Annotated in this window: 23 protein-coding genes; 14 read left to right on the forward strand and 9 right to left on the reverse strand. The window is 64.2% G+C overall.

Annotated features, from left to right (window positions below):
* Positions 1 to 162 precede the first annotated feature (162 nt).
* From C7441_RS01410 to C7441_RS01455, 10 genes are read left to right on the forward strand one after another with little or no spacing between them, the layout of a single operon-like run.
* Complete coding sequence (locus C7441_RS01410) at positions 163 to 984, forward strand: GntR family transcriptional regulator (RefSeq protein ID WP_109611389.1); 822 nt, start codon at positions 163 to 165, stop codon at positions 982 to 984.
* Positions 920 to 1954: a BMP family lipoprotein gene (locus C7441_RS01415; RefSeq protein ID WP_210205592.1), complete on the forward strand. Its 1035-nt coding sequence runs from the start codon at positions 920 to 922 to the stop codon at positions 1952 to 1954. The genes C7441_RS01410 and C7441_RS01415 overlap by 65 nt, the downstream gene beginning before the upstream one ends.
* A gap of 27 nt (positions 1955 to 1981) precedes the next feature.
* Entirely contained in the window at positions 1982 to 3532 is a 1551-nt protein-coding gene (locus C7441_RS01420) for an ABC transporter ATP-binding protein (protein WP_109611391.1), read from the forward strand.
* Positions 3529 to 4590: an ABC transporter permease gene (locus C7441_RS01425; protein WP_109611392.1), complete on the forward strand. Its 1062-nt coding sequence runs from the start codon at positions 3529 to 3531 to the stop codon at positions 4588 to 4590. Before C7441_RS01420 ends, C7441_RS01425 begins: the two co-directional genes overlap by 4 nt.
* Entirely contained in the window at positions 4587 to 5483 is an 897-nt protein-coding gene (locus C7441_RS01430; protein WP_109611393.1) for an ABC transporter permease, read from the forward strand. Before C7441_RS01425 ends, C7441_RS01430 begins: the two co-directional genes overlap by 4 nt.
* A gap of 1 nt (position 5484) precedes the next feature.
* Positions 5485 to 6048: a cysteine hydrolase family protein gene (locus C7441_RS01435; protein WP_109611394.1), complete on the forward strand. Its 564-nt coding sequence runs from the start codon at positions 5485 to 5487 to the stop codon at positions 6046 to 6048.
* Entirely contained in the window at positions 6045 to 6929 is an 885-nt protein-coding gene (locus tag C7441_RS01440) for a carbohydrate kinase family protein (RefSeq protein ID WP_109611395.1), read from the forward strand. The genes C7441_RS01435 and C7441_RS01440 overlap by 4 nt, the downstream gene beginning before the upstream one ends.
* A complete protein-coding gene (locus C7441_RS01445) occupies positions 6926 to 7708 on the forward strand; it encodes a nucleoside phosphorylase (RefSeq protein ID WP_109611396.1) in 783 nt (260 codons plus the stop codon). The genes C7441_RS01440 and C7441_RS01445 overlap by 4 nt, the downstream gene beginning before the upstream one ends.
* Positions 7705 to 8472, forward strand: coding sequence for a sugar isomerase domain-containing protein (locus C7441_RS01450; protein ID WP_019172448.1), 768 nt, complete (start codon positions 7705 to 7707; stop codon positions 8470 to 8472). Before C7441_RS01445 ends, C7441_RS01450 begins: the two co-directional genes overlap by 4 nt.
* A complete protein-coding gene (locus C7441_RS01455; RefSeq protein ID WP_210205593.1) occupies positions 8448 to 9929 on the forward strand; it encodes an aldehyde dehydrogenase family protein in 1482 nt (493 codons plus the stop codon). Before C7441_RS01450 ends, C7441_RS01455 begins: the two co-directional genes overlap by 25 nt.
* A gap of 36 nt (positions 9930 to 9965) precedes the next feature.
* On the opposite strand, the gene C7441_RS01460 is transcribed toward C7441_RS01455, so the two are convergent.
* From C7441_RS01460 to C7441_RS01470, 3 genes are all read right to left on the reverse strand, one after another.
* A complete protein-coding gene (locus C7441_RS01460) occupies positions 9966 to 10277 on the reverse strand; it encodes a hypothetical protein (protein ID WP_244916025.1) in 312 nt (103 codons plus the stop codon).
* A 158-nt stretch (positions 10278 to 10435) separates the two neighbouring features.
* Positions 10436 to 10756 (reverse strand): YMGG-like glycine zipper-containing protein, encoded by a 321-nt coding sequence (locus tag C7441_RS01465; RefSeq protein WP_051131380.1) that lies wholly within the window; start codon positions 10754 to 10756, stop codon positions 10436 to 10438.
* 91 nt (positions 10757 to 10847) lie between these two features.
* A complete protein-coding gene (locus C7441_RS01470; protein WP_109611397.1) occupies positions 10848 to 11102 on the reverse strand; it encodes a GlsB/YeaQ/YmgE family stress response membrane protein in 255 nt (84 codons plus the stop codon).
* 385 nt (positions 11103 to 11487) lie between these two features.
* Here C7441_RS01470 and C7441_RS01475 point away from each other — a divergent pair, with 385 nt between their 5' ends.
* The 4 genes from C7441_RS01475 to C7441_RS01490 all read left to right on the forward strand — a co-directional run bounded on the left by C7441_RS01475 (position 11488) and on the right by C7441_RS01490 (position 15581).
* The gene (locus C7441_RS01475; protein ID WP_109611398.1) at positions 11488 to 12723 is read left to right on the forward strand and encodes a quaternary amine ABC transporter ATP-binding protein; all 1236 of its coding nucleotides are present in this window, start codon (positions 11488 to 11490) and stop codon (positions 12721 to 12723) included.
* Position 12724: 1 nt separating this feature from the next.
* Entirely contained in the window at positions 12725 to 13708 is a 984-nt protein-coding gene (locus C7441_RS01480; protein ID WP_244916026.1) for an ABC transporter permease, read from the forward strand.
* 49 nt (positions 13709 to 13757) lie between these two features.
* Complete coding sequence (gene proX / locus C7441_RS01485) at positions 13758 to 14789, forward strand: glycine betaine/L-proline ABC transporter substrate-binding protein ProX (RefSeq protein ID WP_109611399.1); 1032 nt, start codon at positions 13758 to 13760, stop codon at positions 14787 to 14789.
* Positions 14790 to 15272: 483 nt separating this feature from the next.
* The gene (locus C7441_RS01490; protein ID WP_244916027.1) at positions 15273 to 15581 is read left to right on the forward strand and encodes a hypothetical protein; all 309 of its coding nucleotides are present in this window, start codon (positions 15273 to 15275) and stop codon (positions 15579 to 15581) included.
* Between the two features lie 192 nt (positions 15582 to 15773).
* Here the strand turns inward: C7441_RS01490 and C7441_RS01495 are convergent, their stop codons facing one another.
* The 6 genes from C7441_RS01495 to C7441_RS01520 form a co-directional block, all read right to left on the reverse strand.
* Positions 15774 to 16568 carry a DUF1684 domain-containing protein gene (locus tag C7441_RS01495; RefSeq protein ID WP_109611400.1) on the reverse strand — a complete coding sequence of 265 codons (795 nt, stop codon included), beginning with the start codon at positions 16566 to 16568 and terminating at the stop codon, positions 15774 to 15776.
* Positions 16565 to 17335 carry an ABC transporter ATP-binding protein gene (locus tag C7441_RS01500; RefSeq protein WP_109611401.1) on the reverse strand — a complete coding sequence of 257 codons (771 nt, stop codon included), beginning with the start codon at positions 17333 to 17335 and terminating at the stop codon, positions 16565 to 16567. Before C7441_RS01500 ends, C7441_RS01495 begins: the two co-directional genes overlap by 4 nt.
* On the reverse strand, positions 17332 to 18141 hold the full coding sequence (locus C7441_RS01505; RefSeq protein ID WP_109611402.1) for an ATP-binding cassette domain-containing protein: 810 nt from the start codon (positions 18139 to 18141) through the stop codon (positions 17332 to 17334). Before C7441_RS01505 ends, C7441_RS01500 begins: the two co-directional genes overlap by 4 nt.
* On the reverse strand, positions 18138 to 19004 hold the full coding sequence (locus C7441_RS01510; RefSeq protein ID WP_109611403.1) for an ABC transporter permease: 867 nt from the start codon (positions 19002 to 19004) through the stop codon (positions 18138 to 18140). Before C7441_RS01510 ends, C7441_RS01505 begins: the two co-directional genes overlap by 4 nt.
* Positions 19001 to 19951, reverse strand: coding sequence for an ABC transporter permease (locus C7441_RS01515; RefSeq protein WP_019172461.1), 951 nt, complete (start codon positions 19949 to 19951; stop codon positions 19001 to 19003). Before C7441_RS01515 ends, C7441_RS01510 begins: the two co-directional genes overlap by 4 nt.
* Before the next feature lie 144 nt (positions 19952 to 20095).
* Entirely contained in the window at positions 20096 to 21637 is a 1542-nt protein-coding gene (locus C7441_RS01520; protein WP_109611404.1) for an ABC transporter substrate-binding protein, read from the reverse strand.
* Positions 21638 to 21956: the final 319 nt, after the last annotated feature.

Below are 21956 nucleotides of genomic sequence, written 5' to 3' on the forward strand. Positions count from 1 at the left end.
ACGTCACGTCAGCCTGCTTTTCTCGCTGAGAAAAATCAATCAAGACTTTGATTTTATTTGCATGTCGTAAGCCCGGAAATTTTTCTGCGGCAAACGATCGACTCCGTCTTGTTTTCCGGGATTCAGGCTGTACAGTTGACTGGACAAGTTTGGAGATGACCGATGGCCGCCGGTGCGCGCGATCGAGAAGGACCGCTCTATCTGCAGATCGCGGACCGGTTGCGCGAGGACATCGCCGCACTCGGTGAGGGCGCCCGTATCCCAAGCGAGCCGCAGCTCGCGCGCGATTGGGGGGTCAGCCGCTTCACGGTGGCCAAGGCCGTTGAGCAACTCGTCGACGAGGGGCTCATCACGCGCCGGCAAGGCAGCGGTTCCTTCGTGGCGGCAGCACCGTTGCGGCGCCAGCCTGGCTATCTGCTGAGCTTCACCGAAGCCGTGGAAGCTGCCGGCCACACGGCAACTCATCAACTTCTGGCATTCGAGGAGGCTTCGTGGCAGCCCGACCTGCCATATCCCGAAAACGCCGCGCTCATCCATCTCGACCGCCTGCGCCTCGTCGATGGCAAGGCCGTGGCCCGTCATCGTTCAGTGATCTCGGCCGAGCTTGCCCGGCTGACCGGCCTGACGCGCGAAGTCGCGTCACTGCCGTCCTTCTCGCTCTATCGCTTTTTCGAGGAGCACAGCTTTTCGGTTCGCAGTGCAACCGAGCGGCTGGTGGCGCGTGCGGCCGCGCCGGAAGATCGCAAGCTGCTCAATCTCGGAGGCGACGCTGTCGTCGTCGCCGTCACCCGCCATTCCTTCGCCGCCGACGGCACGCTGCTCGATGCCGTCGATGCCATCTATGACGCGCGCCGCTACTCCTATGAGGCCACGCTCGTCAGGCAGCCGCGAAACAACGGATCCAACACGGAGACACACAATGAAAACCAGTTCGATGGCGCTCGCGGCCACGATGGTCCTCGCCTCGGTCCTTGGCACGGCTAGCGCCCGCGCCGAAGACAAGCCGGTTGCCCTCATCGTTTCGCAGGGCGGCCTTGGCGACCAGTCCTATAACGACCTTGGCCATGCCGGCTTCCAGCGCGCGCTGAAGGAGACCGGGCTGGCCGGCAAGCCGGTCGAATCCAAGGAAGTGGTGTCGCAGGCGACCGAAATCCTGCGCCGTGCCTCGGATGCCGATTTCGGCCTGATCGTCGATCTCGAATACGCTCATGGCGAGCCGATGCTGGAAGTCGCCAGGGACTATCCCGACACGAAATATGTGATCCTGAACCAGGTGCGGGAGGGGGCCAACATTGCCTCCGTTCTGTTCCAGGAGCAGGAAGGCTCATACCTTGCCGGTACGCTCGCCGCTCTGGTCACGACCGACACTTCCATCAAGGGCATCAACGACAAGCCGGTCATCGGCGTTATCGGCGGCACCAAGTCAGCAGGCATCGACAAGTTCATCGCCGGCTACATCCAGGGCGCCAGGGCATCCAATCCCGATATCGTGGTAAAGGTCGCCTATTCGAACAATTTCGGTGATCCGGCGGTCGGCCTGCAAATGGCCAAAGCCATGATCGAGGAAGGTGCCGATATCATCTATCACGTTGCCGGCGGCACCGGCATGGGCGTCATCCAGGCGGCCAGGGAAGCCGGCGTCTATGCCATCGGCGTCGATACCGATCAGGACGGCATCGCGCCCGGCAATGTGCTGACCAGCATGGTCAAATACACCGACGTCGCCGTGGAAACGGTGATGAAGGACTATGCCGCTGACAAATTCCCCGGTGGACAGACCCTGTCGCTCGGGCTCAGGGAAAACGGCGTCGGGCTGTCCGAGATGAAATACACCAGGGACCTGATCCCGGCCGCGACCCTCGAAAAGGTCGAGGCCGCGAAGCAGGATATCCTGTCGGGCAAGGTCAAGGTCTGGAATGTGGTCGACCAGGGCTACCCGGACTTCATGAAATAAGCACCCGCAACTTTTCAAGAGCAGTCCATGTCTACGGCTGAAACTTTGCCGGACGTGTCGATCCGTCTGGGCGCGCAGGGCGTTACCCGGAGGTTCGGCTCGCTCGTCGCCAACGACCGCATCACCTTCCGGGCAACGCGTGGAACCATCCATGCCATTGTCGGCGGCAACGGTGCGGGCAAGTCCACGCTCATGCGCATCCTGCAGGGCATGGACCGCCCCGACGACGGCGTCGTCGTTGTCGATGGCGTGCCCACCGTGTTCCTCGGGCCGGCCGATGCGTTCTCGCGGGGCATCGGCATGGTGCATCAGGAGTTCATGCTGGTGCCGGGGCTGACGCTTCTGGAAAATCTCGTGCTGGCGCACGAGCCCACCGAGGGGCTCGGCCGCATCGACCGCAAGGCGGCCCTGGAAGCCGCGCGCAAGCTGGAGCGGGAAGCCGGGGTCACGCTCGACTGGGACATGCCGGTGGACGACGCGCCGGTGCATGTGCGCCAGATCGTCGAAATCCTGCGGCTGCTCTATCGCGGCGCGGACGTGCTTATTCTGGACGAGCCGACGGCCGTGCTGGCGCCGGCGCAGGTGCAGGAACTCATCGTTCTCCTGCGCAAGCTTCGCGCCGAGGGCCGTACGATCCTCTTCATCAGTCACAAGCTGGACGAGGTGATGGCGCTGGCCGACGAGATCACCGTGATCCGCGCCGGGCAGGTCATCGCGACCATCACGACCGCCGACACGACCAAGGCCGACCTTGCCGAAATGATGATCGGCGAAATCCTCAGCAAGCCGGACGCCCGCCCGACCGCCGTGGGCCAGCCGGTGCTGGAAATCCGTGGCCTTGCAGCGCGCGATGCACGACGCACCCTGCGCCTGAAGGAACTCAACCTCGATATTCGAGCTGGCGAGATCGTCGGCATTGCCGGCGTGGCGGGCAACGGACAGGACGAGTTGATCGCCGCCGTGACCGGTCTTGGTCGCATCGAGCGGGGTCAGATCAGGCTCGATGGCAAGGATGTCACCAGGCTCGACCTGCGCGCCCGGCGTGAACGCGGCCTGAGCTATCTCAGCCCCGACCGCGCGGCGGAAGGGCTGTGCCTGACTGCGCCGATCTCGGAAAATCTCGTTGCCGGCCGGCATCGCTCGCCTGGGCTGTGCAAATGCGGCCTGCTGCAGCAGGGCACCATCAAGAGCCATGTCGAGACGCTGCTCGACCGCTTCTCCGTCAAGCGCGCCTCGGCTTCCCTGCCGATCGGCAGCCTGTCGGGCGGCAACCAGCAGCGGGTCGCCATGGCGCGTGAACTCGATGGCGGCCCGAAGCTGCTGCTCGCCTGCCAGCCGACGCGCGGCGTCGATATTCGCGGCATCGCCTTCATCCATCAGTGCCTGCTCGACTATCGCGAGGCAGGCGGGGCGGTGCTTGTGATTTCGGAAGAGCTGGAAGAACTCATCGCGCTCTCGGACCGCATCGTCGTTCTCTATGACGGCCGCGTCACCGGCGAGGTCGCGCGCGGCTCGGCAGAGATCGAGGAACTGGGCCGCATGATGCTGGGCGAAACCCGTGAGGAGGTCGCCGCATGAGCACCGTTGCTTCTTCCGCTCGCCCGGTGTCCGGCATCGGCTGGCGCGATGTCGCGCTGGCTGTCGCGCCGCTGGTTCTTGCGCTGATCGTCGCCGCTGTCGTGCTCGGAAGCGCCGGGCACAATCCGCTCGAAGTCTATTGGCTGCTGCTGCAGGAATCCTTTGGCGGCGTGAAGCGCATCGCCGCGACCGTCGCCGCCTCCACGCCGCTGATCCTCACCGGTCTTGCGACGGCGGTGGCCTTCCGCACAGGCGTGTTCAATGTCGGCGTCGAGGGCTGCGTGCTCGTCGGCGGGCTGGCCGCTGCCTTTGTCGGTTTCACCTATGTCGACCTGCCCGCCGCCCTGTTGCTGCCGCTGGCGCTGGGCGCTGCCGTTGTTGCCGGCACGCTGTGGATGCTGGTGCCGGCAGTGCTTAAGGCCCGTCTCGACGTGGACGAGGTGGTGACGACACTGATGCTCAATTTCATCGCCATCGGCCTCACAGCCTGGCTGGTCAACGGCCCGCTGCTGGCGCCCGGCTCGGCCAATTCGGCCACGCCCATGGTGGTCGAGGCCGCGCGCCTGCCGAGGCTCATGCCGCCTTCCACGCTCAATGCCGGCTTCCTCATCGCAATGGCGCTGCTGGTGCTCTACTGGCTGTGGGGGCGTGGCACCGCGCTCGGCCTCGAAACCCGGCTCGCCGGCCTCAACCCGCGCTTTGCCATCGCCTCGGGCATCAATGTGCCGATGCTGATCGTGAAGATGATGCTGCTTTCGGGCGCCATTGGCGGTCTTGCCGGCGGCATCCAGGCGCTGGGCACGGTCAACCGCTTCGTCGTGGGCTTCTCGCCGGGCTACGGTTTCACCGGCATCGCGGTGGCGCTGCTGGGGCGCGGCTCGGCCATCGGCATCCTGCTGGCTGCCCTGCTGTTCGGCGCCCTGGCGACGTCTGGCGCGACCATCCAGCTCTTCAGCGACGTACCGATCGAGATCGTCAACATCCTGCAGGGCACGGTGATGATCTTCGCGGTCGCCCGTTTCGGCTGGCTCCTGAAAAACCGGCGGAGCGGCAAATGATCGACAACGTCATCCATGCGGCGTTCGTCATGACGACGCCGATCCTGCTCGCGGCACTTGGCGGGCTGGTCAACCGCATCGCGGGGCTGGTCAATATCGGTCTCGATTCCATGATGCTGGCGGGGGCGCTCCTCGGGCTGATCGTCGCCTCCCAGACCGGAAGCTGGCCGGCGGCGCTGATCGCTGCCGCTTTCGTCGGCGGCTTCCTTGGCCTCTTGATGTCGCTCACCGTCACCCGGCTGGAGGCCAATGAAATCATCGTCGGCCTTGGCTTCAACATCGCGGTTGCCGGGCTGGTGCGCTTCTTCCTGAAGAGCTGGTACGGCACTTCGGGCACGCTTAGCCTGCCGGAGGTGGCGATGCTGCCACGCATCCACATTCCGGTGGTGGCCGACATTCCGGTGCTGGGCGCGATCCTGTCGGGTCACGACCCGCTTACCTGGGCGGCGTGGCTGCTAGTGCCGGTGACGGCGTGGTTCCTGGCGCGCACGCGGCTGGGCTTGCGCCTGCGCGCGGCAGGTGCGGCCCCGCAAGCCGCGCGGGCGCTCGGCCTCAACCCGCTCAACCTGCGCGATGCCTCCACCGTCTTTGCCGGCATGATGGCGGGACTGGCGGGCGCTTATCTGTGCATCGGCGTGGTCGGCATCTTCAATGAAGGCATCACCGCCGGACGCGGCTTCCTCGCGCTCGCCGCCTTCTATTTCGGCCGCAACCGGCCGTGGGCGACCGCGCTCGGCGCGCTGCTCTTCGGCCTCTTCGACGCGGTCCAGATCCGGCTGCAGGGCAGGGGCCTGCCGGCGGAACTGGTGCAGACCCTGCCCTACGTCATGGTCATCGTGATCCTCACGCTGGTCGCCATCACAGTCAAACGCGCGCGGAACAAAGGAGCCTGACATGGTCGAAAAAGAAAAGACCGCGCTCATCCTCGTGGATGTCATCAACTCGTTCTTCGAGCCCGGCCAGCCCAACTACTATGCCGGCGTCGAAAACGTGCTGGAGCCGATGCGCGCGCTGCTCAAGACCGCCCGCGAGTCGGGAACCATCGTCGTGCATGCGGTGGAAAAGCACCGGCCCGAATTCCACGATTTCGAATGGCGAAAACTGCCGATTCACCACCTGGAAAATGCGCATGACGCCGCCTTTTTTGATGATTTTCGGCCCGAAGGACCGCGCGAAACGATCATTTTCAAGCGCCGTTTCAGTGCTTTTTTCGCCACCGACCTCGCATTGTTCCTGCATGAGCAGAAGGTGACGCGCGTGGTGATTGCGGGCGTCAAGACCAATGTCTGCATCCGCGCCACCGCGCAGGATGCCTTCGCCAGCGGCTTCGAGCCCGTGGTGCCGCGCGAGGCGACGAACTCGAACCGGCCGCATCTGGCCGAAGCATCCCTTGAGGACATCGACCGCTATATGGGCCGCGTCGTGCCGCTCGGGGACGCGCTCGGAATGCTGGCATGACGACCATTGCGATCACCGGCTACGCCAGCCTCGACCATGTGGCGGTCCTTGACGGGACGCCGCAGGCCGGGCGGACGACGACCATCCTGCAACGTCCGCAGGACGGCTGGCCGCGCCTTGGCGGCGGGCCCGCCTTCGTCGCCATGGCGTTGACGGCGGCGGGTATCGAAAGTGCCGTTCCGGTGAGCTGGATCGGCGACGATGCGGCCGGCCAGACCTATCGCGACCAGCTCACGGCCAAAAACGTTTCGGGCGAGGGGCTGGAGGCGATCGCCGGCGCGCGCACGCCCGTCTCGGTTCTGGCCTATGAGCCCGATGGCGGTTGCATCTGCCTTTACGACCCCGGTATGCCGGCGGGTCTGACATTGTCGCCCGCGCAAAGGGATTTGCTCGCAAAGGCAGACTGGGTCTGTGTCACCATCGGGCCCTCGGCGGTCAATGACGCGGTACTCGACACCATCGGCGAGGCCACGCGCCTTGCCTGGGTGGCAAAGCATGATCCGCGCGCCATGTCGGCGGCGCAGGCCGCACGCTTTGCCGCGCGCGCCGACCTCATCTGCTTCAGCCACGCCGAAAGCGCCTTCGTTCAGGCGGCACTCGCCGAGGCCGGACAGGCGCGGCCGGGCCGCATCCTCATCGAAACGCGTGGCCGTCAGGGCGCGGCCATCACGCGCGACGGGCAATCCACCGAGATTTCCGCCGAACCGATTTCCGTCACCGATCCCACCGGTGCGGGCGACAGCTTTGCCGGCGGCGTGCTGGCCGCGCTCGCCATGGGCGAGACCGGTCCCGAGGCCATCGTGCGCAGCGGCCATGCCGCGGCACGGCGCCTGCTTCTGGCGCGCCAGATTTCCGAAAATGAAAGTGCATTGAGAGAATGACCAAGCAAGACGAAAAGACCAACACCGCCTGGTATATCGGCGCAAAACGCGATCAGGTTGGCAGCGGCGCCATTCTCGTCGGGGATCCGGCCCGCATCGACCGTATCGCGGAACATATGACGGACGTCGAATTCCTGCCGGAAAACCGCGGCCTGCGCACTGTCACCGGCACGCGCAACGGCCAGCGCATCACCGTCAGCGCCTTCGGCATGGGCGCGCCGATCGCCACGATCGTCATGCATGAGTTGTTCGCACTTGGCGTTCGCAGCTTCCTGCGCATCGGCACGGCCATGGCGGTGCCGCCGGCAAAGCTCGGCGATTTCGTGCTCGCCGATGGCGCGCTGCGCGCCGAAGGCACCTCCGGCACCTATGCGCCGCTCGGCTTCCCGGCAATGGCCGATTTCGACCTCAACGCGGTCCTGCGCCAGCGGCTCGCCGCTTCCGCGCGCAAGTGGCACGCCGGCGTCTACGGCACCTATGACGGCTTCTACACCGAGATGTTCGGTCTTTCCGGCGAGCGCCGGGCGATGATCGACACGCTCAAGCAGGACATCCAGCGCATGGGCCTGATCGGCACGGATATGGAAACCTCGGCGCTGCTGGTGGCTGCGCGCGTGCTGGGCGCCAGCGCCTCCACGCTCTGCATCGCCACCGTCGATGCCTTTACCCAGACCAAGATCGATGACGCCGCGATGGCAGTGGCCGAGCGCGAACTGTTCGACGTCGCGCTGGATTCGATCGCTGAATTTGCAACGAAGAAGAATGAGGTGACGCAATGACGTCGATGGTCGACCGTTATTTCAACAATCTGGCCGAACGGCTCGAAAAGGTCCGCGCCACGCAGGCCGCCGCAATCGATCAGGCCGCCGAGCTGTGCGCCAGGAGCATCGCCGCCGACAAGCTGGCCTTCACCTTCGGTACCGGCCACGGCGCGCTGCCCGCGCTGGAAAGTTTCCCGCGCACCGGCACCATCGCCGGCTTCCGCCCGATCGTGGAAAGCACGATGATCTCCTTCCACCGCGTGCTGGGCGACATGGGCGCGCGACAGTACCGCTTCATCCACGCCGTTGAAGGCTACGGCAAGGCGATCCTCAACTCGCACCAGATCGACCCGCAGGACACGATGGTGCTGTTCTCGCACTCCGGCATCAACGCCGTGATCCTGGACATCGCGCTCGAATGCAAGGAGCGCGGCCTGAAGGTGATCGGCGTGACCTCGCTGCCGCATTCCAGCGTCACGCCCTCGCGCCACTCGTCGGGCAAGCGCCTGTTCGAGGTGGCCGACGTGGTCATCGACACCGGCATCCCGAAGGCCGACGCCGCGCTGAAGATCGACGGGCTGGAGCATCCGGTCGGCGCTAATTCGACCAGCGTCACCATCGCCATCGCGCACGCAATCGTTGCGACGACGGCCGAGAAGCTGGTGCAGCAGGGTGTCAAGCCCTTCGTGATGGTCAATCCAAACACGACCAGCAAGGAAGAAGCCAACAAGCAGAACGACCTCAACTATGAGGAACTGTGGCGCAGGCTGAAGTCGCGGTGAGCATGATGGAGAGAGGTCTTTTCATCGGCGGCACGTGGCGCGAAGCCAGCAATGGCGACCGCCTCGAAATCCGCGATCCGGCGACCGGCGAGCTGGTCGGCTCCAGCGCTCTGGCGACGCGTGCGGATGTCGATCTGGCGGTTGCCGCCGCAACCCGCGCCCTGCCGGGCTGGGCAGGCACCCATGCCGACCAGCGGGCAAGAATCCTGCACCGCGCGGCCGACCTGATCAGCGAACGCATCGACGCGATCGCCGCGATGTTGACGCGCGAGCAGGGCAAGCCTGTGCCGGATTCGCGCAAGGAAATCGCCTTCGGCATCGAGGTGATCCGCTACTACGCCGAGGAGGGCCGCCGCCTCGGCGGCTCGCTGCGCCCCTCGTCGCGCTCCGACATCAAGAGCATGGTGACGACCGCGCCGGTCGGCGTCGTCGGCGCCATCGTGCCGTGGAACTATCCGGTCGATCTCTATTGCTGGAAGATCGCGCCGGTGCTGGCGGCCGGCTGCACGCTGGTGGCCAAGCCGCCGCACGAGACGCCGATGGCGATTGCAATGGTGGTGCAGTGCTTCATCGAGGCCGGCGTGCCGGAAGGCGTGGTCAACGACATTCCCGGCACCGGTCCGGAAGTGGGCGCGGCATTGGCCGAGCATCCCGATATCCGCATGATCACGGCGACCGCCTCGGTTCCGGCCGGGCAGTCGATCATGCGCGCCGCCGCCGGCAATCTGAAGCGGCTGTCGCTGGAGCTTGGCGGCCAGAGCCCGTTCGTGGTTCTGGACGATGCCGACCCGGTCGAGGCGGCGGCTGCCGCCGCGCGCCGCTCCTTCTCCAATATGGGGCAGATCTGCATCGCGGTGAACCGCATCCTCGTCTCGAAGGGCATCCACAAGGAGTTCGTCGAGGCGCTGGTGGCCGAAACGCAGAAGATCAAGCTCGGCAATGGCAGCCTGCCCGGCGTGCTCTATGGCCCGATGCTGCATGAGGGCGTTCGCCAGCGCGTGACAAGCCACATCGAGGACGCGGTCGCCAAGGGCGGCAAGCTGCTCGTTGGCGGAAAGATCCCGGCCGGCGAGGAATATGCCAAGGGCTTCTTTTATGAGCCGGCGCTGATCGACAACGCGCCCGACAATGCGCTCGCGCTGACGGAGGAAACCTTCGGCCCGCTCGCCGCCATCCGCCAGGTCGCCGACGACGCCGAGGCGCTGCGGGTCGCCAATGCGCTGCCTTTCGGTCTCGCGGCTTATGTCTATTCGCGCGACCTGGAACGCGCCTGGGCGCTTGCCGACAGGATCGAGGCCGGAGCCATTGGCGTGAACGTCAATGACACGACCGAACTTCAGGCGCCGTTTGGCGGCTGGAAGATGAGCGGCATGGGCCGCGAGCTTGGGCCGGAAGGTTTGGGGGCATTCCGTGAATCCAAACACATCAAGATGCGCGTGCGTTCGTTGACCGCGTAGGCGCGCGCGCCCGTGGACCGGCGCTTCGGCGCCGGTTCACCTATCTTCGAAGTTGAAAAGCGGCTCGAACGGCTCACAGCGATAGACCGTGCAGTCCGGCGTGTCGCGGGTCGGCACCGCCACAAGGTTCGGCACCTCGTTCGAGGCGCAGAAATAGCCACGCGGCGAGACATATCTGTCATAAGTGTAGGTGCCGGTGGACAGCACGATGGCGCCGCTGCGTTCTATGAGGTTCCTGGTCTGCTGGCAGCTCATGGCGCGGGTGTCCGGCCGCGCATAGGCGGTTTGCACCGACAGCATCAGTGCCACCGCAGTGCCGCAGAACTGGAATGCTCGGGTGGCGGACATGAAAAACCGTTTCCTCGAAAGCTGCTTCTATTCAATGCAGATTCTTTCGAAACGTTCCCGTCGCGAAACGGTTCAGCGTGGGAAAATATCCGGTGCTGACCTGCCGGCCGATATGGCAGGTAAGGCCCGGCGAGTGAACCCGCCGGGCCGGGCGGTGATCAATAGTTGCCGTTGTAATAGCGCTCGTCGCAGGGTGCGGTGTAGATGCGCCCGTCGGGTGCGCGGTAACGGCACATTTCCTCGCCGCGACGCTGCGGCGTGGTGGCGGTGCCGACGGCTGCGCCCAGCAGCGCGCCGGCGGCGGCGCCGACAACAGTGCTCTTGGTGTTGCGTCCCGCAGCCTGGCCAACCAGTGCGCCGGCACCGGCGCCCAGCAGGGCACCAGTGCCCGCACGCTGCTGCTGTTCGCTCGACGCACAACCAGCAAGCAGCGATGCTGCCAGCGTTGCCACAACAGCGGCGACTCCGAATCTTTTCATGATTTCAATCCTCTCCTTGGATAGCCCCTTGTTGCCCGTCTGCATGGGCAGTGCGGCCGGATGATGGCGGTGCACTTGCCTTGTGGAAGGTTCAGGCCTGTTTCACCAGCTTGATGACGACCAGCAATATAACCGCGCCGATCACCGAATTGACGATGGCGGACATGATTCCCGTTCCCAGGCTGAAGCCCAGTTGCGGCAACAGCCAACCGGCGATCAAGGCGCCGATAATGCCGACGACGATGTTGCCGAGGAGGCCGAAACCGTAGCCCTTGACGATCAGGCCGGCCAGCCAGCCGGCAATCGCGCCCACGATCAGGAACACGATAAGACTTTCAACGCCCATTGATAGAATCCCTCCTTAAAGTTGTAGGGATAATGAAGCGCTCGGCGAAAACTGTCGAGGCATATTCCTGAAAGGATGGACGCTCCAAAAGAATTGGAGAGCGTCGTCTGACATTACCTCTCATTATGCATCACATGTTTCACAGTGCAGTTTACAGCCATGCTTCCGGGCTGAAATCATGCGTGGAACGGTGTGAGCAGGCTGGACAGCATCGCCTTGTCGGGACTGATCATTCGCAAAGGTCGAGATGCTCGTCGAGGACGCCGGAGCGACCGCGAACAAGGCAGGGGTTGGCGACGACGTTCATTCCGTGCTGTTATACCAGCTAGTCCCGGCAACCGAGGGAGGGTCGGTTCCGGGACGCAAGGGAGGAGGGGCGATTGGAATGACGCAGCTTTCGGTTCCGGCTGCCGGGCCCGCAAAAGGGTCGCCGAAACGCATCGAGGTGCGCGGCCTCACCAAGATATTCGGCAGCGGTGCCGAAGAGGCATTGGCGCTTGCCAGCCAGGGCGCGAGCCGGGCGGAAATCCTGGACAAGGCAAATGTCGTCGTCGCCGTTCACGATGTCTCCTTCTCGGTGGAGCAGGGCGAGATTTTCGTGGTGGTGGGGCTGTCCGGTTCCGGAAAATCGACGCTGGTGCGCTGTCTCAACCGACTGCACGAGCCGTCTGCCGGCAGCATCGAAATCGATGGCGAAGACATTGTCGGCGCCGACGAGGAAAGCCTGCGTGCGCTGCGGCTGAACAAGGTCGCCATGGTGTTCCAGCATTTCGCGCTGCTGCCGCATCGCACCGTCGCGGAAAACGTCGAATACGGCTTGAAGATGCGGGGTCTGGACAAGACGGAGCGCCGCCGCAAGGCGCTGGACGTCCTCAAGAGCGTCGGCCTCGCGGCCTGGGCGGATCAACTGCCCTCGGCGCTCAGCGGCGGTATGCAGCAACGCGTGGGGCTGGCGCGGGCGCTGGCGCTCGATCCGGAAATTCTGCTGATGGACGAGCCGTTCAGCGCGCTCGATCCGTTGATCCGCCGCGACATGCAGCAGGAGCTCCTGGAACTGCAGCGGCGCTATCGCACCACGATTATCTTCATCACACACGATCTCAACGAGGCGCTGACGCTGGGCGACCGCGTCGCCGTCATGAAGGACGGGCGCTTCGTGCAGGTGGGACGTCCGGCGCAGATCGTCTCGGCGCCGGCCGACGACTATGTCGCGAACTTCATCCGCGACATCGACAGGGGGCGCGTGCTGCCGGTCAGCAGCGCATCCGTCACCGCCGCAGCGACCGCGAAAGCGGGAACGAGCGTGGCATTCGCGCACCAGACGCTCAAGGCAACGGAAGGGCAGGCCATCGTCGTGGTGGATGCCGATGGCCGGCCGCTTGGCCTTGCAACGCGCGGGGATATTCAGGACAGCCCCGGCGACATGCCGGTTGAAAACCACATGCGGCGCGACTTCGTGGCGGTCGAGGCCGCAAGCAGCCTGTTTTCGCTCTGCCAGCGCATGAAGGAGCCGCTGCCGGCGGTCGTGCTGGACAAGTCCGGCCGCGCCATCGGGCTGATCGACGCGCTTTCCGTCATGTCGGCGATCGGCGGAAGTTCCGCTTCCGAGGGGAGGGCTTGAGATGGCTTCGGAAGACGTATCACGCATAATGCAGATCGCGGATTACCTGCGACCTTCGCATTTCGGCTACCTGCCGCTGGACGCCTGGATCGAAAGTGCGGTCAAGGGCTGGCTGGTGCCGCTGTTCCGCCCGTTCTTCCGCACGCTGCAATGGCCGATCGAACAGGTGCTGAGCGGCTTGCAGGCGCTGTTTCTGAGCGTGCCGTTCATCGTCGTCCTGGTGCTGGCCGGTCTGGGGGCATGGCGCGCCGCCGGGCGTGGGGTCGCGCTGTTCACCATCGTCTCGCTGTTCCTGCTCGACTGGATCGGCGTGTGGAACGAGACCATGGTGACGCTGGCTATGATCGTCACCTCCGTGGTGTTCTGCATTGTGCTGGGCATACCGCTCGGCATCGCCGCCGCGCGCAGTGAGAGGACCGCCGCCGTGCTGCGGCCCGTCCTCGACATCATGCAGACCATTCCGTCCTTCGTCTATCTGGTGCCGATCGTCATGCTGTTCGGCGTGGGCATGGTGCCGGCGGTGATCGCCACGATCATCTTCGCCCTGCCGCCGCTCATCCGCCTGACCAATCTGGGCATCAGGCAGGTGCAGGGCGACCTGGTCGAGGCGGGCAGGGCGTTCGGTTCCACGCCGCGCCAGATTCTATGGGAAATCCAGCTTCCGCTGGCCATGCGCACCATCATGGCAGGCGTCAACCAGACGCTGATGCTCGCCCTGTCCATGGCCGTCATCGGCGCGCTGATCGGCGCCGGCGGTCTGGGCCTGACCGTCTATACGGGCCTTGGACGCCTCAATGTCGGTTACGCGGCCGTCGGCGGCCTCGGCATCGTGCTGATGGCCATCATCCTCGATCGCGTCACGCAGGCGCTCGGCGAAAAGGGATTTGTCAGCAGCCGTCGCAGGAAACCCGCCGCTGCGGCCGAGAAGCGAAAGAGCGGCGCGGCGGATGCCGGGAAGGCCGAGACAACACTCAAATCCGTTTAACGAACGCGCCCGCAGGGGTGGGCGAAAACAGGGGAAGGGAGAAAACGGGATGAACTACAAGCTTCTTTTGGGCGCAGGCGTCGCGGTCGCGACGATGGCCATGAGCATGGGCCTTGCCGCGGCGCAAAGCCTGCCCGGCGAGGGCAAGACGGTGAAGATGGCCCAGCCGACATGGGACACCGAATGGTTCCAGGCGCAGATCTACAGGAAGGTTCTGGAAAAGCTGGGCTACACGGTCGAGGCGCCGACGACGCTGGACAATCCGCCCTTCTACCAGGCAGTCGGGCAGGGCGATCTGGACTTCTGGGCGAGCGGCTGGTTTCCGCTGCACAGCACCTACATGAAGGAGCTGGAAGGCAAGGCCAGTACGGTGGGCTATGTCGCCAAGGGCGGTGCGTTGCAGGGCTATCTGATCGACAAGAAGACGGCCGAAGCCAACAACATCAAGACCATCGAGGATTTCCAGAAGCCCGAGGTCGCCAAGCTGTTCGACAGCAATGGCGACGGCAAGGCGGAAATGGTCGCCTGCCCGCCCGGCTGGGGCTGCGAGCTCACCATCAACCACCAGATGAAGGCCTATGGCCTGGCCGATACGGTCGAGCCGCTGCAGGCGGCCTATGCGGCATCGATGGCCGATGCGATCAGCAAATACGAGCAGGGCAAGCCGATCTTCTTCTACACCTGGACGCCGAACTGGACGGTCGGCATGCTGAAGCCGGGCGAGGATGTCGTATGGCTTCAGGTGAACAAGGCTGAGCTGCCGGACGACCAGAAGGAGATGGAGGACCAGACCTCCATACCGGGCGTGAAGGGCTGCGCGGACGACCCGTGCAAGCTCGGCTGGCCGGCCAACGACATTCAGGTCGTGGCCAATGACAAGTTCCTGGAAGACAACCCGGCGGCCAGGAAGCTGTTCGAGGTGATGAGCATTCCGCTGGAGGATATCTTCGCCCAGAACGCGCTCATGTATCAGGGCAAGGACAAGCCGGCCGATCTCGAACAGCAGGCAGCCGAATGGCTGGAGAAGCACAAGGCCGAAGTCGACGGCTGGGTCAAGGAGGCCGAAGCGGCAGCCAAGTGATGCGGGCCGTTTCCACCCGCCCGGAATAAGAGGGGAAGAAGGCCGGAGCGGTGTCGAAACTCGACACCGTTCCGTTTGTTTTCAAGGTTTGCCCCGCAATATCCGCTTCGATCCTGAGCAGGAATGTCTTGCGGCTGCTGGCCTTTGCCGGTCTTCTTCTGTCTGCGCGCTTGTCTGATTGCCTGGCACAGCCCGGCCCCTGCTTGACTGTTGCGAAAGTCGGCGGTGGCATGCGCGGCCGCTGCGCAGCAAAAATATGATTGAAACTATCATGTTTCCGTGCAAAACATCCCTTTGAAATGACCGGCAGTCAGTCATGGCTGTGGCGACATGCGGAATTGCACAGGAAGGAAGTGCGATGCAGCACAATCTCGATCAGTGGCCTTTTGTCGCGTCACCACCTGCAGCGGCCGGGCGTCGCTCGATGAACTAAGGGCGTTCTTCGCTGCCTGGAACGGATGGTTGGATCGTGGGGAGCCTTTCGTGTCCATCCGCCGCTTCGTGGACAATGAGGCATTGGAACATCCTGAAGGTGGCGCGCGCGAGACCAAGGCGTGGTTCCAGCAGAATGCCGGGCGTATCCGCGAGCAGGTGCTGGGCATGGTCACGATCGTGCCGCAGACCGCTTATGAACAGATGAGCCGCATGGACGCCGAAAAGCTGTTCGGCATTCCGGCCGGCACGTTTTCGAATATCGACGCTGCGCTGCACTGGCTGGACGAAAGGGTGATTGCGCCGCGCAGTCTGGCTTTCGACCGCGACGCGATCCGCAACCGGCTTGTCAGAGCATGATTCCAAAAGCGGAAACCGGCTTTCGGAAAAGACCATGCTCGAACAGATAGATGAGCCTGATGGCGATCAGGAAGGCCCCGTCAGATTAAAGCAACGGATGAAGCGATTTAAAAACAAAAAACTCTGAAGAAACCGCAAGATGGCGCACTCCGCTGAAGGATCGCACCATCGTTCGGTTGACGTGCCGGTATTTTAGCCGTGCATTTTCAATTCGCCGGCCTCGACGCGGATCGGCATGATGTTTTCGGCCGGCGGCAGCGGGCAGACGGCATGGTCGGTGAACGCACAGGGCGGATTGATCGCCTTGTTGAAGTCCAGAACGATGGTCTTGTCCGTGATGTCCTCGCCATAGAGGAAGCGCGAGGCCGGGTAGGTCTCGTCGCGCGAGGTGAGATCGCGGAGCACGAATTGCGGCATCTGCGGGGTGCCATGCGTGGGCAGCAAATCATAGCTTACGCCATCGCGGGTGAAGATCGCCTTGTGGGTGATCGTCACCTCCGTGGGGATGCCGATCACCGTGTCGACGGTCATCGTGACCGGTTCCTCCAGCGGCATCCAATCGGCGACGATGCGCCAGCCCGGGTCGATTGGAAAATTCCGGATACCGGCAAACCGCGCGGGCTCGGGCGACTGCGTATCGCGAATGCGCAGCGCGTTCTCGCCGTTCAGCGTTGTCACTTCCAGCAGCAACTGGCCGACCCTGAAGCGCGGCGGGTTCTTCTTGTCGAGCTTCAGCGCGATGGGGTCCGAGCCATCCGCAGGCATGAACGTGACGCCGCCGTCTTCGCTCTGTGTCAAGGTTCCCACATGCGCCGGGCCGGCCGACAGCACCACATCGTTGTCCTCGGCAGAGCCGAGAGTTACCGAGCCGTCCTCCAGCCACCAGCGGCCGATGATGTTGAGCCAGCCATCCTCCGCCTTGAGGTTGGCCAGCCGCTTCGCGCGCCAGCTTTCGATGCTGCTGATGTAGTCGGGATCGATGGTCATTGCTTGCCTCTGGTTCTGCCCTGTCCGGGCATGCGCGGAACGCTCTGCAGGAGCTTTTGCGTGTAGGGGTGTTGCGGATTGTCCAGGATGGCGCGGGTCCTGCCGCTTTCCACGATATGGCCGCGCTCCAGAATGATGATTTCCTCGCAGAGCGAGGCGACGACGCCAAGGTCGTGCGAGACGAACACCAGCGTCATGCTTTGGGCAAGCCGCTTGAAGAGATCGACGATGCGGATGCGCGTCGACAGGTCGAGCGCGCTGACCGCCTCGTCGGCGAGCACAAGTTGCGGCCGGGCGACGATGGCGCGGGCAATCGCGATGCGCTGGCGCTGGCCGCCCGAGAATTCGTGCGGATAGCGGTTGATGGCATCGGCCGGCAGGCCGACCGCGTCGAGCGCGGCCGCAACCGCATCGGGATGCGAACCGGGGATGCGCAGCGATTGCAGCGGCTCGGAAATGATGTCGTGCACCTTCTGGCGTGGGTCGAGCGAGGAATACGGGTCCTGGAACACTGCTTGCACGGAGCGGCGATAGTCGCGCATGAAGGTTCGGCTGGACGGGTCGAGACTGGAGCCGTCGAAGGTGATGCTGCCGCCGGTCGGCCGTGCGAGGCCGAGCAGCAGCCGCAGGATCGTCGTCTTGCCCGAGCCGGATTCACCCACCAGCCCGACGCTCACGCCTTGCCTCACCGAGAGCGAGACGCCATGCAGCACCTTGCGCTGGCGGCTGTAGCCGAAGCTCACATCGCGCATGTCGATCAGGGTCATGCCGTTCCCTCGAGCGCGTTGTCGAAGGTCCGTGCCGCAGTGACGAGCGTCTTCGTGTAATCGTGGCGCGGCTGGTTGAAAACGGTTTTTACCGGACCTTCCTCCACCGCGCGGCCGTTGCGCAGCACCAGCACGCGGTCCACCACCGTGGCGACGACAGGCAGGTCGTGGCTGATGAACAGCAGAGCCATGTCGAGTTCGCGCACCAGGCTGTCGAGCAACTTCAGGATTTCCGCCTGCGTGGTCACGTCGAGCGCGGTGGTCGGCTCGTCGGCGATCAGCAGCTTCGGCCGGCAGGCGAGCGCCATGGCAATGGCCACGCGCTGGCGCTGGCCGCCGGAAATCTCGTGCGGATAGGAGTTGGCGATGCGTTCCGGCTGCGGGAGCGCGACATGGTCGAGGAATTGCAGCACTTCTCGTTCGACGTCGCGGCCCGCGGGGGATTTGCCTTCCCGCGCCAGCCGCCGGGCGAGCGGCCCGGCAACCTGTCTGCCGATCTTCATCAGCGGGTCGAGCGCAGTAAGCGGCTCCTGGAACACCACCGCTACCGATGAGCCGCGCAACCGGTTCAGCGCGCGGTCGGATGTGTCGATGACCTGTTGACCGTCGAGCACCACCGAGCCGCCCGGCCGGATGGATTTTGGCAGCAGCCCGGTGACGGCCATGGCTGTGAGCGACTTGCCCGAGCCGGATTCGCCTATCAGCCCCATGCGTTCGCCGGCTCCCAGCGAAAACGAGAGGTCGGAAACCAGTGCCTGGTCGCCTGTCCTCAATGTGAGGCCGTCCACGGTAAGCAACGCCGTCATCGCGAAACCCTCCGCGTCGGGTCGCCGATGTCGCGCAGGCCGTCGGCCAGCATGTTCACGCCGATCACCAGTGTCACCAGCGCAATGCCTGGCGCGATCGCACCGATCGGCGCGGTATAGACCGTGCCCTGTGCTTCCTGCAGCAAACGGCCCCATGAGGCGTTGGGTGGCGGCGCGCCGAGCCCGAGATAGGAAAGCGAGGCCTCCGCAATCACCGCGATGCCGAATTGCAGCGCGAAATTCACCGTCAGAGTCGGCCAGATATTAGGCAGAACATGCCGCACCACCACCCCCGGCCATGAGGTGCCGGAGGTGCGCGACGCGATGATATAGTCGTTTTGCAGCACGCGCTTGGCGAGGATGCGCGTCAGCCGCGCCACGATGGCCGACATGGCGATGCCCAGCGCCAGGATGGCCGACCACAGGCTTGCGCCATCGCTTGCGGCCACCACCAGCATGGCAAGCAACAGCACCGGGAAGGCGATCAGTATGTCCAGCGTGGCAGCCAGCGCATCATCGAGGAAGCGCGTGGCGAAGGCCGACAACAGGCCGATGGTGACGCCGATGGCAGCGCCGATGGCAACGGCGCCGATGCCGACCACGAGCGCGATGCGCGAACCGATCATGATCAGCGTGAAGAAGTCGCGCCCAAGCCTGTCGGTGCCGACCCAATGCGAGAGCGATGGCGGCTCCAGCCTGCCGCCGGCCGTGGCAGATGGATCGTAGGGGGTCCAGAACAGCGTCAGCAGCGCCACGGCGACATGAATGCCGACGAGGATCAGGCCGATGGTGAGCGTCAGCGACCAGCGCGATTTGCGCGTGGCTGCCGGAGCGACGGGGGGCGTTTCGTCGAGTGCGCTCATGACGCCACTCTCGCTTTGTCACGCAGGCGCGGATCGATCAGCCTCTGGGTGAGATCTGCCGCGAAACCGACCAGCAGCACCAGCAGCGTCGAGACGAAAAGCACGCCCTGCACATTGGGATAATCGCGCTGCTGAATGCCGAGCAGCAGCATTGAACCGAGGCCTGGCAGGGTGAAGACGCGCTCCACCACCACCGCGCCGAGAAAGGCGGAGGCAAGCTCGATGCCGAGAATGGAAATCACCGGCACCGCGCCGTTGCGGATGCCGTGCCGGACAAATGCTTCGGTGAAACCGGCGCCGAGCGCGCGGGCGGTGCGCAGATAGTCGCTGCCCAGAACGTCGAGCGTCGATGCGCGCACATAGCGCAGCAGCGAGGCCGACATGACGATCGCAATGGTCAGCACCGGCAGCGCCAGTGCCCGCAAGGCTTCCAGCGGCGCATGCCAGCCGCGCGAAGGAAAGCCGCCGGACGGGAACAGCCGGATGTTGATGGCGAAGACCAGCACCAGCAGAATGCCGACCCAGAACACGGGAATGGCGATGCCGAACTGTGAAACCGTGGAGATCAGCGCGCCATACCAGCGGTCGGCTTTCACCGCGGAGACGATGCCGAGCGGCACGGCGATGATGAGCGCCAGCGCGAATGCCAGGAAGGTGAGCGGCAGCGTGACAGCCAGCCGCGCGGCGATCTCGGCCCCGACCGGCGCGCCACTGATGAAGGACGTGCCGAGATCGAACCGGAGGAGATTGCCGAGGAAGCGCAGAAACTGCTCGCTGAGCGGCAGGTTGGAGCCGACTTGCTCGCGCGCCGCCTCGATCTGCTGTGGATCCGCACCAACCGACAGCAACGCGTTCGCCGGGTCGCCCGGCAGAAGCCTCAGCAACACGAAAAGAACCAGCGATGCGATGAACAGCGACAGCACCAGAATGGCCAGTCGGCGAAGCACATAGGCGAGAATGAGCGGTTTCCTTTCATCCCCTGGCCCGCGGCGTTTTCCGTGGGCCGTGTCCCTTCAAAAGCCCGATCCCGCGGCCGGTTCCGGGCGCGGGACCATTGTTTGCGCGGATAACGGCGTGGCTACCGTGCCGGATCAGTCGCTCTTCTTGATGCCGTAGGCGAAGAACTGCGAGTTCAGTCCGTTGACCGGATAGCCGCTGACATTGGCCTTCGATATCACGATTTGCGGATAGAGATAAAGCCAGACGCTGGCGGCGTCGTCGGCGATGATGCGGTTGGCTTCGGTCAGCTTGGCGACCTGCTCCTCCTCCGTTTTCGCCGTCTCGGACGACTTGATGAGATCGATCACCTTGGGGTTGTCGTAGCCCCAGTAGAAGTCCGGATTGCCGTAGAACACGATGTCGCGGTGGTTGACGTGTTCCTGAAGCGTCGCCTGGAAATCATGCGCCTTGTAGATCTTGTTGTACCACTCGTTGGCGGTGATCACATTGATGTTGACCGTGATGCCGACCTTGGCCAGTTCGCTCTTGATGAACTGCGCCACGATGGGATGGGGGTCGTAGTTCGGCGTGTCGAGCGTGAAGCTGAAGCCGTCTGCGAAGCCTGCCTCGGCCAGCAGCGCCCTGGCGCTGTCGGGATTATAAGGATCGACGGCGTTGAGGTCGACATACCACGGATCCGTCGGCGGCACGAAGGAGCCGATCAGCGTGCCATATTCACCCCAGATCGAGTTCAGCAGCTTCTTCTTGTCGATGGCGCGGCTGATGGCCTTGCGAACCTTGACGTTGGTGAAGGGTTCGACCCGATCGTTGAAGGCCAGAAGCTCCTTGGTGGTGGACTTGCCCTCGCTCACGGTAAATTCGGGATTGTCCTTGAACTGGGCCAGCGCATCCGGGCTCTGGATGCCGGTGATGACGTCGACCGCGCCGGTCAGCAGCGCGTTGTCGAGCGCGGTCGCATCGGTGAAGTAATTGAAGATCACCTCGCCATTGGTCGGCTTTTCTCCCCAGTAGCCGTCGAAGCGCTTGAGCGACAGCGTGGAGCCGCGCCGCCAGTTTTCCAGCTTATAGGGACCGGTGCCGTCCTCGCCCGCCGTCAGGTTCTGGGCGGCGTCGTTGACGATCCAGACATAGGTGAGGTTGTAGGGCAGGGAGATGGAGCGCGACGAAAGCCTGACCACGACGGTGTGGTCGTCCGGCGCCTCGATGGCGCTGATCGGCGCGAGGCTGCTCTTGCGCGAGCTCTTGGAGTCGGGGCCGGTGACGCGCTCGATGGAGTATTTCACGTCCTGCGCGGTGAGCGGGTCGCCCGAATGGAATTTTACGTCGGGCTTCAGGGTAAAGGTGTAGGTCAGGCCGTCATCGCTGACCTTATAGTCGGTGGCCAGGACCTGCTCGACGTTGCCGGCATCCGTCAGCCGGAACAGCCCTTCATAGACATTGCTGTTGAAGGCTTCGTTGATGCCCTGTCCGGCACCGGCGATATTGTCGAGGTTCTGCGGCTCGTAGAGCGAGCCGACATTGATGATGGCGTCCGGATCGTAGCTGTCGGCGGCATGGGCCGCGAAGCTGAGCGAAATGGCGGTCGCGAATGCCGCCGTGGTTGCAAAAGCGCGCAGCCCGCGAGGGCTGCTTTTCCTTACAAAAGTGCCCGCCGGGGCGTTCGTGCCGGTCATTCCAAGAGCTCCCGATTCCAGAATTGCTTCAAGTTTGTCAGAGCATATAGCGCAACATCGACCATGCCGACGAGAATTGGAATCTCATTTTGCGAAAAGATGGAAAATCATTCTCCCCGAAACCGGCGCATCGCGGGATCGTTCGAAGAGCCTGGAAAGGCTGCCGCGGATGCATGACATGAAAAGGCGCGCCCGATCCTTCGGACGCGCGCCTTGTATGCTCTGTATGCTGGCCGGGCAGGCACACCGGTCTTTCCGGCCTTCCCACGCGAGGCCCACGCTTTCGGGCCGTTCTCCGGTGGCCTGCCCGCGGGGCCGC

Origin of the sequence: Pseudaminobacter salicylatoxidans (genome assembly GCF_003148475.1) — a bacterium.
Taxonomy (GTDB): domain Bacteria; phylum Pseudomonadota; class Alphaproteobacteria; order Rhizobiales; family Rhizobiaceae; genus Pseudaminobacter; species Pseudaminobacter salicylatoxidans.